We start from the raw sequence: 16,414 nt of genomic DNA, 5'->3' as shown, positions 1-16,414 counted from the left end.
ACATCCATGAAAGCCATATCCCTCTTTACGCTGTGTCTGTTCCTGTGCATGGTCGGGTGTACCGACCTGAAAGACGAAAGCTACGACACCATCATTGCTGAGCAGTTTACGCCGGCAGAAGACGACATCGGGTCGCTGATCGCCTCGGCGTATGTGCCCTGGCGGAACCTGTTCAACAAGTGGCAAAGCTACTTCTGGGCGCAGGAGATCTGTACCGACGAACTGATCATTCCCAAACGGCCGTGGGGGTGGGTGGACGACGGCGGCTACCGACGGTTCCACTACCACAGCTGGACGTCGGAAGACGCCATTGTGTCGACCTGCTGGCAACGGGCCTATAACGGCATCACGACCTGCAACCGGGTGATCTACCAGATCGAGAACGACCTGATTCCGACCGGTACGTTCAAGGAAAGTGCGCTGGCCGAGCTGAAAGTGCTGCGGGCGTCGTACTACTGGGTGCTGTGCGACATGTACGGCAACGTGCCCATCGTGACGTCGTTCGACGTGCCGGCCGATTTCCTGCCGACGCAAAATACCCGCCAGGAGGTATTCGATTTTATCGTGACCGAAGTGACCGAAAACCTGGCGCAACTGAGCCCGAAAAACGACCAGTCTACCTACGGCCGCATGAACCAGTGGGTCGCACATACGCTGCTGGCCAAGCTCTACCTCAACGCCGAGGTCTACACCGGCACGTCCCGCTGGGAAGAGTGCATCGCGCAGTGCGATGCGGTGATCAACGCCAACGTGTACAGCCTGGAAGCCAACCAAAAAAACATCTTCGTTACGAACAACGAAGGCTCGAAAGAGATCATCTGGGCGTTTGTGTACGACGACAAGTACCTGGTGCAGTACTGGGACGACTGGAACGCCTTCGACCACCACATGCAGTCCCTGCCGCAGGAAATGCAGGCCACTTACAACCTGCAAAATTCGCCGTGGGGCGGCATTTGTGCCATTCCGCAGTTCATCAGCACGTTCGATACGCTGGACGATCGGTTCAAGGAAAACTGGATTCGCGGGCCGCAGTTTTCCGCGAACGGCGATCAGTTGATCGTGCAGAACGGTGCGCAGAAAGGGCAACCGCTTAACCTGGTCAACGTGCTGCCGGCCGTCGATACGTCGGAGGCCAACCACGGCTTGCGCCTGGGCAAATTTGAAATTGCAGACGGCAGTGGGGCCATTCTCAAAAACGACTTCCCGTTTTTCCGCTACGCTGACATCCTGATGATGAAAGCGGAGTGTCTGTTGCGGACCGGCCGTGCCGACGAAGCGGCGGCGCTGGTCACCACGGTGCTGGAACGGAGCTTCCGTACCCATCCGGAAAAAGCGGCGGTCACCGGTGCGGAACTGATGGGCGGCAGCACCTACGACTACGGTCGTCGCGATGTGCACGGCACCAGCCAGGAGGGCGGTGCGTCCGTTCCGTACGGGCGGCTGTTAGACGAACTGGGCTACGAGTTTTTTGAAGAGGCGCATCGCCGTCAGGACCTGATCCGCTTCGGGGTCTTCACCGAGAAATCGTGGTTATCGCACGAGCCCAACGGCGATTACCGGACCCTGTACCCGCTTCCGCAGATCGAGATCAATAAAAACTCCAACCTGAAACAGAACCCCGGCTACTGAGCAAGTCGGCAGGTCAACGTCGGTAGTGCTTGGACGGGAGGCTTCCGCCAGGCACTACCGACGTCGTTAGGGCGGAGCCGATGCGTTGACAGACCCGAAAAAAGGGCTTAACCTTGTTATGCCAGCGTAGCCGGCGCGGCTACCGAACTATGACGAAATCCACCATGAATTTTAGTAACACTTTTTTGCGTCCGCTCGGTATGCTGGGCGTGGCCTGGACCTTGAGCGCAGGTAGCCTGTCGGTGTGCGCGCAAGCCCCGGCGGTAGACCTGTTTCCCCTGGCTTCGGTCCGGTTGCTGGACGGCCCGTTCCGGCAGGCCGAACAGGTAGACCTGGACTACATCCTGACGCTGGAGCCGGACCGCCTGCTGGCCCCGTACCTGCGCGAAGCGGGCCTGACGCCCAAGGCAGACACCTACGGCAACTGGGAAGGCTCCGGGCTGGACGGTCACATCGGGGGGCATTACCTCACGGCGCTGGCGCAAATGGCCGCCGACGGACACCAGGAGGCCCGCGACCGGCTGAACTACATGATTGGCGAATTGAAGCGCTGTCAGGACGCCAACGGTAACGGGTACATCGGTGGCACGCCTGGGGGAAAGGCCATGTGGCAGGAAGTGGCCCAAGGCCATATTGATGCGGGCAGTTTCTCGCTGAACGGAAAGTGGGTGCCGTGGTACAACCTTCACAAGCTGTACGCCGGGCTGCGCGACGCGTACCTGATTGCCGGCAACGAAGAGGCGAAAGCGATGCTGATCCGGCTGACGGACTGGAGCCTGAATTTGGTGGCGGGGCTATCTGACGCGCAGGTGCAAGACATGCTGAGATCGGAACACGGCGGCATGAACGAAGTCTTTGCCGACGTGGCTGCCCTGACGGGCGACGAGAAGTACTTGGCGCTGGCCCGCCGGTTTTCGCACCGGGTGGTGCTGGAGCCTCTGCTGGCGCACAAAGACCAGCTGACGGGGATGCACGCCAATACGCAGATTCCGAAAGTGATCGGCTTCAAGCGCATCGCCGAAGTGGGCGGCGACACCTCCTGGGCCGACGCCGCGGCGTTTTTCTGGGAAACGGTGGTCGACCACCGTACCGTGACGATTGGCGGCAACAGCGTGCGCGAACATTTTCATCCCGCCGACGATTTTACACCCATGATCACCGACCGCGAAGGGCCCGAGTCGTGCAATACGTACAACATGCTGCGCCTCTCGAAAATGCTCTACCAGACCAGCCGGTCACTGTCGTACCTCGACTATTACGAGCGTGCCCTCTACAACCACATTCTGTCCACGCAGCATCCGACGCGGGGTGGGTTTGTCTACTTCACGCCGATGCGGCCGCAGCATTACCGCGTCTATTCCCAACCCGCCGAAGGCATGTGGTGCTGCGTCGGGTCCGGGCTGGAAAATCACGGCAAGTACGGCGAACTGATCTACGCCCACACCGACCAGGACTTGTTTGTGAATTTGTTCATTCCTTCGGAACTGACTTGGGCTGAAAAAGGCGTGACGCTGACGCAACAGACGAACTTCCCCGACGAAGAAACGACCCGGCTGACGATCCAACCCAAAAAGGCCACCCGCTTTACGCTGCGCTTGCGCTATCCGGCCTGGGTCGCGAAGGGGGCCATGCAGGTAAACGTGAACGGTAAAGCTGTGCCCGTGGTGGCCGCGCCGGATACCTACGTGGCCGTTGACCGGAAATGGAAGAAGGGCGATGTGGTAGAAGTGACGCTGCCGATGGAAAACCACGTCGAGCAACTGCCCGACGGCTCCGATTACTTCGCGGTGCTGCACGGCCCCATTGTGCTGGCCGCGAAAACCAGCACCCAGGAACTGGACGGCTTGCAGGCCGACGACAGCCGCATGGGACACATCGCCGCCGGGCCGCTCTATCCGATGGAAGAAGCCCCGATGCTGGTGAGCGCTGATGCGCAATTTGTGGACAAAATTCGGCCGGTACCGGGCAAGCCCCTCACGTTTACGGCTCCGGACCTGATCTACCCGCAGCGGTTTGCCAACCTGGAACTGATTCCGTTTTTCCGGCTGCACGACGCCCGCTACATGCTCTACTGGCAACACACCACGCCGGAAGGACTGAAAGCCATCCAGGCGCGTCTCAAGCGGGAAGAAGAAGCCCGCCTAGCCCTGGAGGCCATTACCATCGATCAGGTGGCGCCCGGCGAACAGCAACCCGAATCCGACCACTTCTTCAAAGGCGAACGCACCGAGAGCGGCATCTACCGCAATCGCCACTGGCGGCATGCCAAAGGGTGGTTCAGCTACGCTCTGAAAGACAAACAGCAGGAGGCCGCGGCGCTACGCGTGACCTACTCCGGACAGGACCGGGACCGTCAGTTCGACATTCTGGTGAATGAAACACGGGTGGCCACCGTGGCGCTGGACGGCAGCCAGGGGGATACGTTTTTTACCGTCGATTATCCATTACCGCCGGAGCTGATCCAGGCGGCTTCGGACAAAACCCTGGTGGTAAAATTCGCGGCCCATCCCGGTTCGATGGCCGGGGGGATCTACCACGTGCGCCTGCTCCGGGCCCACTAGCCTGTTATGAACGGGCGGCAGGTAACAGCAAAAAGGGAGGGTGGTCCGAGACCGCCCTCCCTTTTTGTGCGTAAGCATGGACGTTTAGCCCATCGGTAACGCTATGTGCTCGGAGAAGACGTTCCCGAACCGATCCGTAGCACGAACGGTGATGTGTTTGGCATTCGGAGAGGGCTGGGCGAAAAACAGGTGATCGGTCAGTTGTGGGTCGACCCACGCGTGTTTTTTCGGCAACTGATCGCCTTGGTGCAGCTCGACCGACAGCGGATCGTAGCCCAGCTCCCGGGTCATTTCACCGCGGGCCTGCCCGTCTTCCTCCCACTCGACTTTCCACTGCGGGTCCCAGTTCCAGACGTTCGCCACCAGGTGGTCGGGCTTTTCGGGTACTGCACCCACCGGGTAGAGCCGCAACTGGTGGGTTTTGTCATGCCCCACGGACTTGTAAAACCAGGCGATGTCGCCGCCCTTTACTTCGTAGACGCCGTAGCCGCTGGGCGTGCCGTCGTAACAAATCGGGCCGGTCCACCACGCGCCACAGACCGTGCCGTGCACGTGCTCGATCACGTTTTCATGTTCCTCGTCTAATACCTTTTCATTGAAGTGCGTATGGCCGGATAGGATGTGCGCGCGGTAGGGTTGCAACAGGCGGTACAGTTCTTTGCGGTTCGCCACGGTGCCACCCAGCGAAGGCTCGATTTTTTCGCGCGTGCTGTTGCGTCGGATCTGTCCGGTGTTGGCCGGAATGTGGAGCGACACCACCACCGTGTGACCTTCCGGCACGTGGGCGAGGTCCTGTTCAAGCCACGCCAGTTGTCGCTCCGTCAGGTACCCGATGTACTGTTTGGCGACGCCGATGAAAAAGACGTCGTCCAGCACCACGTAGTGGACTTCGCCCCGGTTGAAGGAATAGTAGGTCGGCCCGAAACGCTCTTTGAAGGTGTTCGCGGAGTGATCGTCCGTGCGGGCCTCCAAATCCATGTCGTGGTTGCCGATCACCTGAAAGAACGGAATGCCCGTCGTCGCGACGGCCTCCTGGTAATCGTCGAACAGTTCGAAGTGGTCCCAGACCAGATCCCCGCAGCCGATGCCGTGCAACAGGGTTCCCTGCGGGTAGCTGTCGACCAGTGCGCGGGTGTCAGGCGCCGAAACGGTTTTGAGCTGGGCAGCGTCCTCTTTCGAAATGATTTGCGGATCGGCCCACACGATGAAATGGTGGTTGGTGTCGTCGCCCGATAGGGGTTCGAGTTCAAAATCCGCTTTGAACTGTTTCTGCCCCCCGCTCGGTTCGATACGGCGGTAGAAGCGAGCGATGCCCCGCTCGTGCGGAAAGGCGTAACCGCGGGGCACCGAGAGGTACACAAACTCGGCGGTGGCCGGACTGTCGAAGGCGTAGCGTCCTTTGGCGTCGGTCCGCACCACGTTGATGCCGTCGGTGACCGCCACGTTGGCGAGGCCCTGCCCGTTGGCAAGCACGCGGCCACTGAGGCGAACGACGGACACATCCTGCGGCAGTTTGGGTTCGGGGGCCGCGACTACGGCGGGGGCCAGCGGAAACGCCAGGCTACTCAGGCCCAGGGTTTTGAGAAAAAAGCGTCGATTGTGAGACATAGAAGAATAGGGGAGAATGTGAAGCCATCGGTAAAGGGCCGGACGGGAGTGGGCTCCGCCCGGCCACAGGCAAATGCAAAACAGGAGTTTACTGGTCCCACCACATGTGGGAATTCACGTCGTCGCCTCCCATGCGTTCGGAGGCCTCCTGGTAGTGCGTCGCGTTGACTGACTGCACCAGAACGGGATAGAGCAGCCGCCGGGGCATCTGCCCGCCGTTGAGTGTGCCTTCGCCCACGGGCAGTTTCGGGAAGCCGGTACGGCGGTGTTCGAACCACTGCTGGAAGTCGGTGAACAGCAGCGCGTAGTATTTCTGTAGCATGATCTGTTCGAGCGTGCCGTCGTAGGCCACGCCTTCCCTGGCCAGAAACCCGTTGAGCATTTCCACCTCCCAGTAGGCCAGCGAAGCCTCCACGCCCGTTTCGTAGAGCGGTTGGGCGTCGGCGGGGATGAGGTCGCGCTGCGCGAGTTCTGCCAGAATAAAGGCCACTTCCGGGTAGCCCATGATCACACCCAACAGCGGCGACGTTTTCAGGTCGAGCTGGTAGGTGGAGGCCGCAATGGTGTTCATCTCGGCGGTCGCCGTTACCGGATAGCCGCTGGGCAGGCCCGTGTAGCTGCCTTCGGGTTGGGTGGCCCACACCGGAAGGCGCGGATCGTCCGTCGCGGTCAGGTGTGCTAGGAAGAATTCACTGTAAGCCCGCTCGCCGTTGAAGTCGTAGTTCCGGTACGTGGTGAAGGGATTGATGTAGGGTGCCGTTTCGGTGTAGCGAATCACGGCCGCGTCGTCGTTGCTCTCAAAAATCGGGTACTGCGCCGGGTTGGCGACCATCGCGGCGAGGGTTTCGCGGGCCTGCGATGCGGGCTTGTCGAGGACCCGCAGCAACAGCCGCAACCGCAGCGAGTTGGTAAATTTCTGCCATTTGGCCACGTCGCCGTCGTAGAGCACATCCCCGCCGTACACGAGTCCTTCGTCGGGCGCATACAACCGGTTGGCCGTTTCCAGGTCCTGCAACATTCCGGCGTAAATGTCCTGTTGCGGATCGAAGTTGGGCTGGAAAATCTGCTCCTTGTAGCCCAGCGTCGCCTCGCGGTACGGCACGTCACCGTACAGGTCGGTGAGGAGCGAGAAAATCCAGGTGCGGAGCGTCAGGGCCACGGCCTGGTAGTTCACGTTTTCGGTCTCAACGGCGCGGTCGTAGATGTCTTCCACGTTGGTCAAGTGACGGTAGAGCCGGTCCCACAGGTAATCCGACTCGCTGGAGCGGATTTCGTAGCGGTGGAAGTCGTTGTTGGCGATCTTGGTCACCGAGACCTGCATCAGTTCGTTGTTGAGGCGGTGCGAGCGGCTCAGCGTAGCGGCTTTCACTTCGTACAGCACCGGCGTCAGCAGGCTGCCCGGCGTGGCCTCTTCCACCACGTTCGGGTTCAGGTTCATGTCGGTGAGCTGGTCGTTGCAGGAGGTCGTTAGCGCGAGCGTTCCTGCCAGGGTCAGTATCAAATAGCGTTTCATGCGCTTGGTTGGTTCTTGGTTACAGGGTAATGTTCAGGTCGATGCCTATCGTGCGGGTGGACGGAAACTGGCCGGTTTCGATGCCGGGCACGATGGAGCCGTCGTTCAGTGTCGCTGCTTCCGGGTCGTAGGCCGGGAAGGAGGTGAACAGCAGCAGGTTGCGGCCGTAGAGCCCGAGGTTGATCTTCTCGACGTGGATTTTGCGGGTGATCTGCGCTGGTATCGTGTAGTCGAAGCGGGCTTCACGCACCTTCAGGAACGAGGCGTCGAACACGCTGCTCTCCACGTTGTTGCGGTTGTAGTGACGTCCGTAGTACGTGCCGATCTCTTCGGCAACGATGTCGTTGGGGCGGTAGGTGCCGTCGCCGTTGGCAATAACGCCTTCGCCGATTAGCCCCTCGTAGCGGCCGGGAATCGTGCTGGTCAGTTTCCCCTGCGACGCGCCCGTCTGGTACGTCAGCGAGTAGACATCGCCGCCCCGCTGCCCGTCGACCAGCACGCTGAGGCCAAAGGCTCCCCATTTGAACTGGTTGTAGAGTCCGGCCCGGAAACCGGGGTTGGCGTTGCCGAGTTTCTTTACTTCCTGGGTCAGCAGCGGATAGCCCTGTTCGTCGTACACGATCTGCCCGTCGGGGGCGCGTTCGTAGCCCAGCCCGTACAGGTCGGAGATGCTGCCGCCGGGCCGGGCTTGGATGGTGACCCGGTTGGCGATGCTCGCGGCGCGGATAAAGGTTTCGACGCCGTCGGCCAGTTGCACCACTTTGTTGCGGTTCGCGGCCCAGTTGGCCGTCAGGTTCCAGCGGAACCGCTCGGTCTTGATCGGCGTGGCGTTGAACTGGATTTCCAGCCCCCGGTTGGTGATGAGCCCGGCGTTGAGCACGGCGTAGTTGTAGCCCGACGCCCGGTCGATCGGTACTTCCAGAATCTGGTTGCGGCTGTTGTTCTGGTAAGCCGTCACGTCCAGCCCCAGCCGTCCCCGCAACAGGCGGATGTCCAGTCCGAACTCGGTGCTGGAGGTGATTTCGGGTTTGAGCTGCGTATTGGGGATGAACGTTTGGTTCTCGAAACTGCCGCTGAACTGGCTGGCGGTGTAGTACTTCCGCAACTGGTACGGATCGGCGTCGTTGCCGACCTGCGCCCACGAGGCCCGCACCTTGGCGAACGAAATGGCTTGCGGCAACGGCAGAAGCTCGGAGACTACGGCGCTCAGGCTGGCGGACGGGTAGAAGTACGAATTACCGCCGGCAGGCAGAGTGCTCGACCAGTCGTTGCGGCCCGTCAGGTCGAGGAACAGTTTCTCGTCGAGCGCAAATTGCGCCATGCCGTAGAGGCTGTTGATGGCGCGCTCGGCGTAGGACGACCGCACCACGGGCGGGTCCATGCTGTTGGCCAGGTTGTAGACGTTCGGCAAAATGAGCCGGTCGGCGTAGGCGCGGAGCGAACTGCGGTAGGTGTAGCGGCGGTTGCCCCCGGCCGACAAGGAGAAGTCGAGGCGGTCGAACAACAGCTTGTGATACCGCGCCAGGAAGTCGGAGTTGATCTCGTAGTCGGTGAACTTCTGCTCACGGTACATCCCTTCCTTGAATTTCTCGGTGCTTTTGGGCCGTTGCTGCGACCGCTCGTCGTTTCCGAAGTCGATGCCGCTACGCACCATCAGGCTCAGGTCGTCGGTGAAGTGATACGTCGCCGACAGGTTCCCGATGAAGTTATGCTTCTGCATCTTGTTAAGCATCTCGTACACCTGTAGGTAGGGATTGTCGATCAGCCCACTGAAGGGGGCGTTTTGCACCAGCCCTTCCTGACCGGGCAGCCAATAAGGTTGGTACCAGTCGAGGTTGACGTTGGGCGACTGAAACATGATGAAGTACATCAGCGACTGGTTGTTGTAGCCCGCCGTGGGCAGGTTGTCGCTCTGCTTGTTCACGTAGTTGGCCTTGGCCTGGATTTGCAGCCGTTCCGAGACGTTGTGGTTCAGGGAAAACGACGTAGTGACACGTTCATACCCTGTGTTGGGCACGATCCAGCGGTTGTTCAGATGCGTGAGGGAGAGGCGGGCCTGCGTCTGGTCGTTGCCACCGAACACCGATAAGCTGTTGAGGGTGTTGACGCCGGTCTGAAAGAAATCCTTGCGGTTGTCGGGATAGGCCACCCAGGGCGTCCGCTCCAGCCGGTTGCCTTCTTCGTCCTGCGGCGAATTGTACTGGAAGTACGATTGCCCCTCGAAGCGCGGTCCCCAGGTCGAGCTGGTGTTGCGGGTGTTCGGGCCGTCCTCGCTTTCCCCGTACGAATACCAGGTGTCTTGTCCCGGTGTGCCTTGTCCGTACTCGTACTGGTAGTCGGGCCAGCGCAGCACATTTTCGAAACTGGTGTTGGAGTTGAACGCGATGCCCAGGCCCTTGCCCTGGCGTTTTCCCGATTTGGTGGTGATGATGATGGCACCGTTGGCCGCGCGCGAACCGTAGAGGGCGGCCGCCGTGGGGCCTTTCAGTACCGACACGCTGGCGATGTCTTCCGGGTTCAGGTCGCCGATGGTGTTGCCGTAGTCGACGGGCGACTCGCCCTGGAGGTAGGCGGTGCTGCCGGTGCCGTTGATCGTGTTGTTGAGGGGCACACCGTCAAGGACGATCAGCGCCTGGTTGTTGTCCAGGTTCAGGGAGGCGTCGCCGCGCAGCGTGATCCGTTGCGATCCCAGCGGCCCGCTTCCCGCCGAACTGAGGGACAGGCCTGGTACTTTGCCTTGCAGGGCGTTGGCCCAGTTGGTCGACATCGCGCCGGTCAGGTCGCGGTTGTCCAGCGTCTGCACGGCGTAGCCCAGCGCTTTTTCTTCCCGCTCGATGCCTAGCGCCGTCACCACCACCTCGCTGAGTTGCGCCACGTCGGGCTCCAGCGTAATGTCGATTTCTTGACGTGACCCGACTGTCACTTCCTGCGGCAGGTAGCCGATGAACCGCACCAGCAAAACGTCGGCTCCCTCGGGCAGCGTCAGTGAGAAGTGGCCGTTGACGTCGGTCACGGTGCCTTGCGTCGTGCCTTTGATCAGCACGTTGGCACCCGGCAGGGGTTGGTCGTTTTCGTCGTAGATCGTGCCCTGAATCGAACGGGCCGGGGCCGCGTCGGGGTTTGGAGCGATGGCGATCGAGGTGCCCACCACCTGGTACTGTAGGCCGGTATTTTTCAGCAAGGCGTCCAGTACGGTGTGCAGCGGCGCGTTCGTCACGTCCTGACTGACCGGCGGCACCCGGTCGAGCAAAGAATGGTTGTACGTAAAGGTGTAGGGAATCTGGGTTTCCAGTTGCGTCAGGGCGTCCTGCAACCGGATCTTCTGCACGTGGAGGGTCACCTGTGCTTGGAGTTCTGGTTCGGGTTGCGCACCCGCCTGTGCGGGCACCATCAGGGTAGACCCCAGGAATAAAACGAGGGTCCAGAGGGCAAAGCCGGCCGTGCGTCGGCGGGCAATTCCACCGCCTCCCGGCAAGAGATAAAAACTTTTCATACTTTTCACAGTTGTTAATGGCCTTTAGGGTTGTTACTCATTGCAATTGACGGGGGTGGAAACCACCTGCCGGAAGCAAGCCAGGTCCGCGGCAACGGGCCTGGCTTTTTTACAGACATGGTCCCACCCGGAGGGTTAGGGTTCGTCCATGTTGCTCATAGGTTAAGGGGGTTGTTAAACTCAATAAATCAAGGGCTTGGGTCAGGGTCAGGTGGTCGAGGGTTGTGGTGAAGCGGCAGGGCTGCGGCGTCTCCTGCACGAGCGTGATGTCCACGTCGTACCAGCGTTCCAGTTGTTGCACCAACTCGGGGAGCGGCGTGTTGATCAGCCGCAATTTCCCCTCCTGCCAGGCCGTCACCTCGTCGGCCCGCACCGAATCCCGCCGAACCTGCCCCGTCGCGGGCATGTAGGCCAGGCGTTGACCGGGGAGGAGTTGATCGAGCGGTTGTTGCAGTGAGTCGCGTACGTCCACTTTTCCGGTGGTGACGGCCACCGTTACCTCTTCTGCCTGCGGATAGGCCCGCACGTCGAACGACGTACCTAATACTTGCACCTGCACGCGACTCGTCATGACCCGAAACGGCCGATCCGGATCGGGCTTGACGTCGAAATAAGCTTCTCCCTGTAACCGGACGGTCCGCTCCGATTCGCCGAAGTGGCTCTCGTAGGCCAGCGTGCTTTCGGCATTCAGGTAGACCCGGCTGCCGTCGGGCAACTGCAACGCCGAGCGTTCGCCCCGTTCCGTTTGTTTGACGATCCAGTGCTCTGGCGCCGTCGTGTCGGCCAGCCAGAATCGATAGGCAATCGTTCCGACCACGAGGAGGAACAAGCCGCTGGCCAGCACGGCGAGGACGCGGCGGGGGCGCTTGCGGGAAGGAGAGGGTGGCGGAGTCGGGGCTGTAAACGGGGCCTGGGCGTCGATTTCCCGCGCGAGGCGTTCCCACGCCTGCGTCGGCGCTTCGAAGGCGGCCTGATCCAGGGCAATGTCCTGACCGTAGCGTTCCAGTTCCTGCAAAAAGGTGGCGTGGTCGGGGTGTTCGGCCAGCCAGGCGTCGACCCATTGGTGGTCGGCCGGAGAGGCGGTTCCCCGTACGTAGCGCAGCAGCCGGTCTAGTTCATGTTCCGTCACACCTCAAAGAGGCGAACGGCACAGGACTTCCCTGGAAGAAATCGTTAGGAAAAGGTTAAGGGATTGTTAACTCCGCTTACTTCTGCTGGTAGCCCCGCTTTACGCGCTCGATCGATTTCGCCAGCCGGTACTCTACGGTTTTGACCGAAAGCTCCAGCGTCTCGGCGATCTCTTTGTACGTAAGGCCGGACATTTTGAGGCGCAGCATCAGGCGGTCAGGGTCGGGAAGACGGTCGACCAGGTGATCGATGCGGTAGTTCAACTCACGGAACAGCAGCACGTCCAGCGGATTGAACGGCTCGGTTGCGGCGTGCTCGACCGATTCATCCAAACCGTCCCAGACGTGTTCTTTCTTGACGACCTGCAAGGCCCGACGGCGCACCGCCACGTACAGATACGCGCGCAGTGACGTATGAATTTCCAGCTCCCGGCGCTTTTGCCAGAGGATCAGAAAGATGTCGGCGACCACCTCTTCGGCCAGGTCAGGACTTTTCGTAAGCTGGCAGGCAAAGTCGCACAGCGGGCGGTAGTGCCGGGTAAAAAGAGTTTGCAGGGCAGCTTGTTCACCCGCACGGAGTCGGGCAAGGAGAGGAGAGTCTGTAGCGTCGTGCGGTAGCATCAAATTCAACGAACACCGGGGCCTCGGATCAGACTACGTCACCGGTAAGCCCCACCAAAAAGGCAACACGACAAAGCTATGGAGGAATCGGGGGGAGAGGCTGCCGTAGGGTATTATCAAATCATTAACTCCTGCGGAGAACCCGCAGGGCCAAGCTCCGTACGGTTGGCCGACCGCAGTCCGACGCACGTACGCAGCATTCCCTTCCTCGAACGTTGGGCAGACCCAGGCGCTACAGCGGAATGTTCCCGTGTTTCTTTTTGGGCAGGGTATCGACCTTGTTTTCCAACATTTTGAACGCGCGGATCAGTTTACGTCGGGTATCTTCCGGTTTGATCACCTCGTCGATGTACCCCCGGTGGGCGGCGCGGTACGGGTTGGCAAACTTGGCGGTGTAATCGTCCACCTTTTCCTGAAGCTTGGCCTCCGGATCGTCGGCCGCGGCGATTTCCCGACGGAAAATAATTTCGGCAGCTCCTTTGGCACCCATCACGGCGATTTCGGCGGTGGGCCAGGCGTAATTGAGGTCTGCCCCGATGTGCTTGGAGTTCATCACGTCGTAAGCTCCGCCGTAGGCTTTGCGGGTAATGACGGTGACGCGCGGAACGGTGGCCTCGCTGAAGGCGTAGAGCAGCTTCGCGCCGTTGGTGATGATGGCGTTCCACTCCTGATCGGTGCCGGGCAGAAAACCGGGCACGTCTTCCAGCACCAGCAGTGGAATGTTGAACGAATCGCAGAAACGCACGAACCGGGCAGCTTTGGTGCTGGAATGAATGTCGAGCACACCGGCCAGCACGGCGGGCTGGTTTCCCACAATGCCGATGCTGCGACCGGCCAGTCGTGCAAAGCCCACGATGATGTTCTCGGCAAAATTGCGGTGCACTTCGAAAAATGTTCCTTCGTCGACGATGCCGTCTACCACTTCGCGCATGTCGTAGGGTTGGTTGGGGTTGAGGGGCACCAGGTCGTTCAGGGCCGGACGCGTTTCGTCGCCGGGTGTATAGGGTAGCATCGGCGCCTCTTCTTCGCAATTCTGCGGCACGTAGCTGAGCAGCTTTTTGATGTATTCGATGCACTCCACTTCGTTGGCGCAGGCAAAGTGCGTCACGCCACTTTTGGTGCTGTGGGTGGAAGCGCCGCCGAGTTCTTCGGCCGTGACGTTTTCGTGCGTTACGGTCTTCACCACGTTGGGGCCGGTCACAAACATGTACGACGAGTGTTCGACCATCAGAATGAAATCGGTGATGGCAGGAGAGTAGACCGCACCGCCGGCACACGGTCCCATGATCGCCGAAATCTGCGGCACTACGCCCGACGCCAGCGTGTTGCGGTAGAAAATGTCGGCGTAACCCGCCAGCGACACCACGCCTTCCTGAATGCGCGCCCCGCCCGAATCGTTGAGGCCGATGACGGGTGCCCCGTTTTTCATCGCCAGGTCCATGATCTTCACGATCTTTTCGGCGTGCGATTCGGAGAGCGACCCCCCAAACACGGTGAAATCCTGCGAAAAGACGTAGACCAGTCGCCCGTGGATGGTGCCGTACCCCGTCACGACCCCGTCGCCCAGAAAGTGCTGCTTGTCCATCCCGAAATCTTTGGCGCGGTGCATCACAAACTTGCCGATCTCTTCGAACGAGCCTTCGTCGAGCAGCAGGCGGAGCCGTTCGCGGGCGGTCAGCTTGCCTTTTTTGTGTTGCGCGTCGATTCGGTCGGGGCCACCGCCCTGCAGGGCTTCTTCGTTCTTACGGTTCAGCTCGGCAAAACGGTCGGGGGCGGGGGTGTCGTTCATGCGTACGTGTGGGTTGCGTTGGTAAAGGACGGTAAAAATATTCCTAATAAATGACTTATGGCGGCCCGCGCGGCGGTTCTTTTGGTGAAAGTCGTGCTTTGACCCGAAACAAGGCGTGTAGAACGGCCCGAACGTTCGCCGGTTCCGGACCAGCGTCTATATTTGCGCGGTAAGACACAAATTATGGAGGATGCTTCACGGCGTGTGGGGGCCATCGACATGGGTACCAACACGTTTCACCTGCTGATTGCCGAACCGGTCGCGGGCGAATCGCCCCGCATGCTGGAACGCGACAAGCGGTTTGTTAAAATCGGCTCCGGCGGAATTTCCAACGGCTATTTGACCGAGGCGGCTTTTGAGCGGGCACTCGGCACGCTGCGCCAGTTTTCGGAGCGGTTGCAGCACTGGCAGGTTTCGCCCGAGCGAGTGTTTGCCACGGCCACCAGCGCGGTTCGCAGTGCCAAAAACGGCGGCGAACTGGTCGACCGGATCAAGGCCGAAACCGGCATTCAGGTGCGCGTCATTAACGGCGACCAGGAAGCCGCCTACATCTACGAAGGCGTACGGCTGGCCCTGCCGCTGGCCGACGAGCCGAGCCTGATCATGGACATTGGCGGGGGCAGTGTAGAGTTCATCATCGGGAACGACGCGCGCATCTTCTGGAAACAGAGTTTCGAAATCGGGGCCCAGCGCCTCCTCGATCGTTTCGGGCAACAAGATCCCCTGGGGCCGGCTGCTGTCCAGCGCCTCTTCGATTACCTGGACGAACAACTGTTGCCACTGCACAACGCCGTGCATCAGTACGCACCGCAGACCCTGGTGGGCTCGTCGGGTTCGTTCGATACGTTTTGCGACATCTACTATCAGGAAAACGGCCTGCAAGCCGCCGAACACCAGACGGAGTACGAACTTCCGCTGGCGGTTTACCGACAGATCCACCAGGAGCTGCTGGAGAAAAACCGCGAAGAGCGGCTGGCCATTCCGGGGATGATCGACATGCGCGTCGACATGATCGTGGTGGCTTCCTGCCTGATTCAGTTTGTGTTGTCGCGGTACGGCCTGACCCGGATTCGCGTCTCTACCTTCGCCCTGAAAGAAGGGCTACTGGCCGCGGTGCTGGCCGGTAAAATGGTCTAAACACCCTATCTACGGCCTGCAAGCCTTGCGTAACGCCTTCCCACTTTGTAACTAGCAGCGAGTGGGGGAACGCTCTTACTTGCCAGTGGACTACTTTTCGTCCGGACGGCCCAGCGGATCGGTACCGGAATCCCACCAGCGCGACAGGCGATCGCTCGGAATGGCTGGAATGGCCAGCCCCGTTTCGGCATAGTGCGACGTATCGTTGAAAAGCGTGAGGCGTGCCCGCACCGGATCTTTAAAGTCGATGATGTTGAGGGCTGCCGGGCTCTGGTCGAGGGCATCGCGGTAGCGCCGGGGCTCGAAACCCAGCAACGAACTGAGCAACAGGCGGATGGTGGCCTTATGCGACACGATCAGCACCTTTTCGCCGGGATGGCTGCGTACGATGTCCATCACCGTAGGCAGGGCCCGGGCCGTGACGTCGAGGCCGGTTTCGCCGTCTTTCGGGGCGTAGGTGAAGGGGTCTTCTTCCCAGGCTGCCGCTTCGTCCGGATATTTCTCGTCTACTTCTTTTCGGGTCATGCCTTCCCAGTGGCCGTGCGAAATTTCCTGCAAGCCTTCGCGGATCTGCAAGGTAAGTTTGTGGGTTTTGGCCAGGATCTGCGCTGTTTCGATGGCCCTGCCGAGTTGCGAGGAGTAGACGGCCGAAATGGTTTCGTTCCGAAGGCGGAAGGCCAGCCGCTGGGCCTGCTCGCGTCCTTCGTCGGACAGGGGCACGTTGGCCGAGCCCGAAAAGCGAGATTCTGCGGTGGAGAGGGTGGCCCCGTGGCGGACCAGAAAGATGCGGGTCGTTTTGGACATAGAAGAAGGGTCAATGGGCAAACTATACATTGGGTACGGGGGGATCCGCGTAACGAGTTACGCATTTGCGCGGAAATAACCTTGTTGTGCTGTACTGTGCAGCGTGGGCGTTGGCTACGCCGTCTAACAGAA

The 16,414-nt window shown here is 60.4% G+C and carries 10 protein-coding genes; 3 read left to right on the top strand and 7 right to left on the bottom strand.

Annotated features, from left to right (window positions below):
* Nucleotides 1-6: 6 nt before the first annotated feature.
* Together BLR44_RS13230 and BLR44_RS13225 are read left to right on the top strand one after the other, a co-directional pair.
* Nucleotides 7-1,629, top strand: coding sequence for a RagB/SusD family nutrient uptake outer membrane protein (locus BLR44_RS13230; RefSeq protein WP_089682585.1), 1,623 nt, complete (start codon nucleotides 7-9; stop codon nucleotides 1,627-1,629).
* A 164-nt stretch (nucleotides 1,630-1,793) separates the two neighbouring features.
* Nucleotides 1,794-4,190 (top strand): glycoside hydrolase family 127 protein, encoded by a 2,397-nt coding sequence (locus tag BLR44_RS13225; RefSeq protein WP_245706049.1) that lies wholly within the window; start codon nucleotides 1,794-1,796, stop codon nucleotides 4,188-4,190.
* Between the two features lie 84 nt (nucleotides 4,191-4,274).
* Here the strand turns inward: BLR44_RS13225 and BLR44_RS13220 are convergent, their stop codons facing one another.
* The 6 genes from BLR44_RS13220 to BLR44_RS13195 form a co-directional block, all read right to left on the bottom strand.
* A complete protein-coding gene (locus BLR44_RS13220) occupies nucleotides 4,275-5,798 on the bottom strand; it encodes a calcineurin-like phosphoesterase C-terminal domain-containing protein (RefSeq protein ID WP_089682581.1) in 1,524 nt (507 codons plus the stop codon).
* A gap of 88 nt (nucleotides 5,799-5,886) precedes the next feature.
* The gene (locus tag BLR44_RS13215; protein ID WP_089682579.1) at nucleotides 5,887-7,311 is read right to left on the bottom strand and encodes a SusD/RagB family nutrient-binding outer membrane lipoprotein; all 1,425 of its coding nucleotides are present in this window, start codon (nucleotides 7,309-7,311) and stop codon (nucleotides 5,887-5,889) included.
* Nucleotides 7,312-7,330: 19 nt separating this feature from the next.
* Nucleotides 7,331-10,804: a SusC/RagA family TonB-linked outer membrane protein gene (locus BLR44_RS13210; protein ID WP_089682578.1), complete on the bottom strand. Its 3,474-nt coding sequence runs from the start codon at nucleotides 10,802-10,804 to the stop codon at nucleotides 7,331-7,333.
* 109 nt (nucleotides 10,805-10,913) lie between these two features.
* Nucleotides 10,914-11,933 (bottom strand): FecR domain-containing protein, encoded by a 1,020-nt coding sequence (locus BLR44_RS13205; RefSeq protein WP_089682576.1) that lies wholly within the window; start codon nucleotides 11,931-11,933, stop codon nucleotides 10,914-10,916.
* Between the two features lie 76 nt (nucleotides 11,934-12,009).
* Nucleotides 12,010-12,552, bottom strand: coding sequence for a sigma-70 family RNA polymerase sigma factor (locus BLR44_RS13200; RefSeq protein WP_089682574.1), 543 nt, complete (start codon nucleotides 12,550-12,552; stop codon nucleotides 12,010-12,012).
* 232 nt (nucleotides 12,553-12,784) lie between these two features.
* A complete protein-coding gene (locus BLR44_RS13195; protein ID WP_089682571.1) occupies nucleotides 12,785-14,341 on the bottom strand; it encodes an acyl-CoA carboxylase subunit beta in 1,557 nt (518 codons plus the stop codon).
* Between the two features lie 183 nt (nucleotides 14,342-14,524).
* Here BLR44_RS13195 and BLR44_RS13190 point away from each other — a divergent pair, with 183 nt between their 5' ends.
* Nucleotides 14,525-15,478, top strand: coding sequence for a Ppx/GppA phosphatase family protein (locus BLR44_RS13190; protein ID WP_089682570.1), 954 nt, complete (start codon nucleotides 14,525-14,527; stop codon nucleotides 15,476-15,478).
* A 90-nt stretch (nucleotides 15,479-15,568) separates the two neighbouring features.
* Here the strand turns inward: BLR44_RS13190 and BLR44_RS13185 are convergent, their stop codons facing one another.
* The gene (locus BLR44_RS13185; RefSeq protein ID WP_089682568.1) at nucleotides 15,569-16,282 is read right to left on the bottom strand and encodes a histidine phosphatase family protein; all 714 of its coding nucleotides are present in this window, start codon (nucleotides 16,280-16,282) and stop codon (nucleotides 15,569-15,571) included.
* Nucleotides 16,283-16,414: the final 132 nt, after the last annotated feature.

The organism is Catalinimonas alkaloidigena, assembly GCF_900100765.1.
Lineage (GTDB): Bacteria > Bacteroidota > Bacteroidia > Cytophagales > Flexibacteraceae > Mooreia > Mooreia alkaloidigena.
Note: the sequence above shows the minus strand (reverse complement) of the source record. Positions and strands in the feature narration are given on the sequence as shown.

Coding starts and splice junctions, on each gene's coding strand:
- BLR44_RS13215 (WP_089682579.1), bottom strand. CDS start 7,311: ATGAAACGCTATTTGATACTGACCCTGGCAGGAACGCTCGCGCTAACG.
- BLR44_RS13230 (WP_089682585.1), top strand. CDS start 7: ATGAAAGCCATATCCCTCTTTACGCTGTGTCTGTTCCTGTGCATGGTC.
- BLR44_RS13210 (WP_089682578.1), bottom strand. CDS start 10,804: ATGAAAAGTTTTTATCTCTTGCCGGGAGGCGGTGGAATTGCCCGCCGA.
- BLR44_RS13190 (WP_089682570.1), top strand. CDS start 14,525: ATGGAGGATGCTTCACGGCGTGTGGGGGCCATCGACATGGGTACCAAC.
- BLR44_RS13200 (WP_089682574.1), bottom strand. CDS start 12,552: ATGCTACCGCACGACGCTACAGACTCTCCTCTCCTTGCCCGACTCCGT.
- BLR44_RS13225 (WP_245706049.1), top strand. CDS start 1,794: ATGAATTTTAGTAACACTTTTTTGCGTCCGCTCGGTATGCTGGGCGTG.
- BLR44_RS13195 (WP_089682571.1), bottom strand. CDS start 14,341: ATGAACGACACCCCCGCCCCCGACCGTTTTGCCGAGCTGAACCGTAAG.
- BLR44_RS13185 (WP_089682568.1), bottom strand. CDS start 16,282: ATGTCCAAAACGACCCGCATCTTTCTGGTCCGCCACGGGGCCACCCTC.
- BLR44_RS13220 (WP_089682581.1), bottom strand. CDS start 5,798: ATGTCTCACAATCGACGCTTTTTTCTCAAAACCCTGGGCCTGAGTAGC.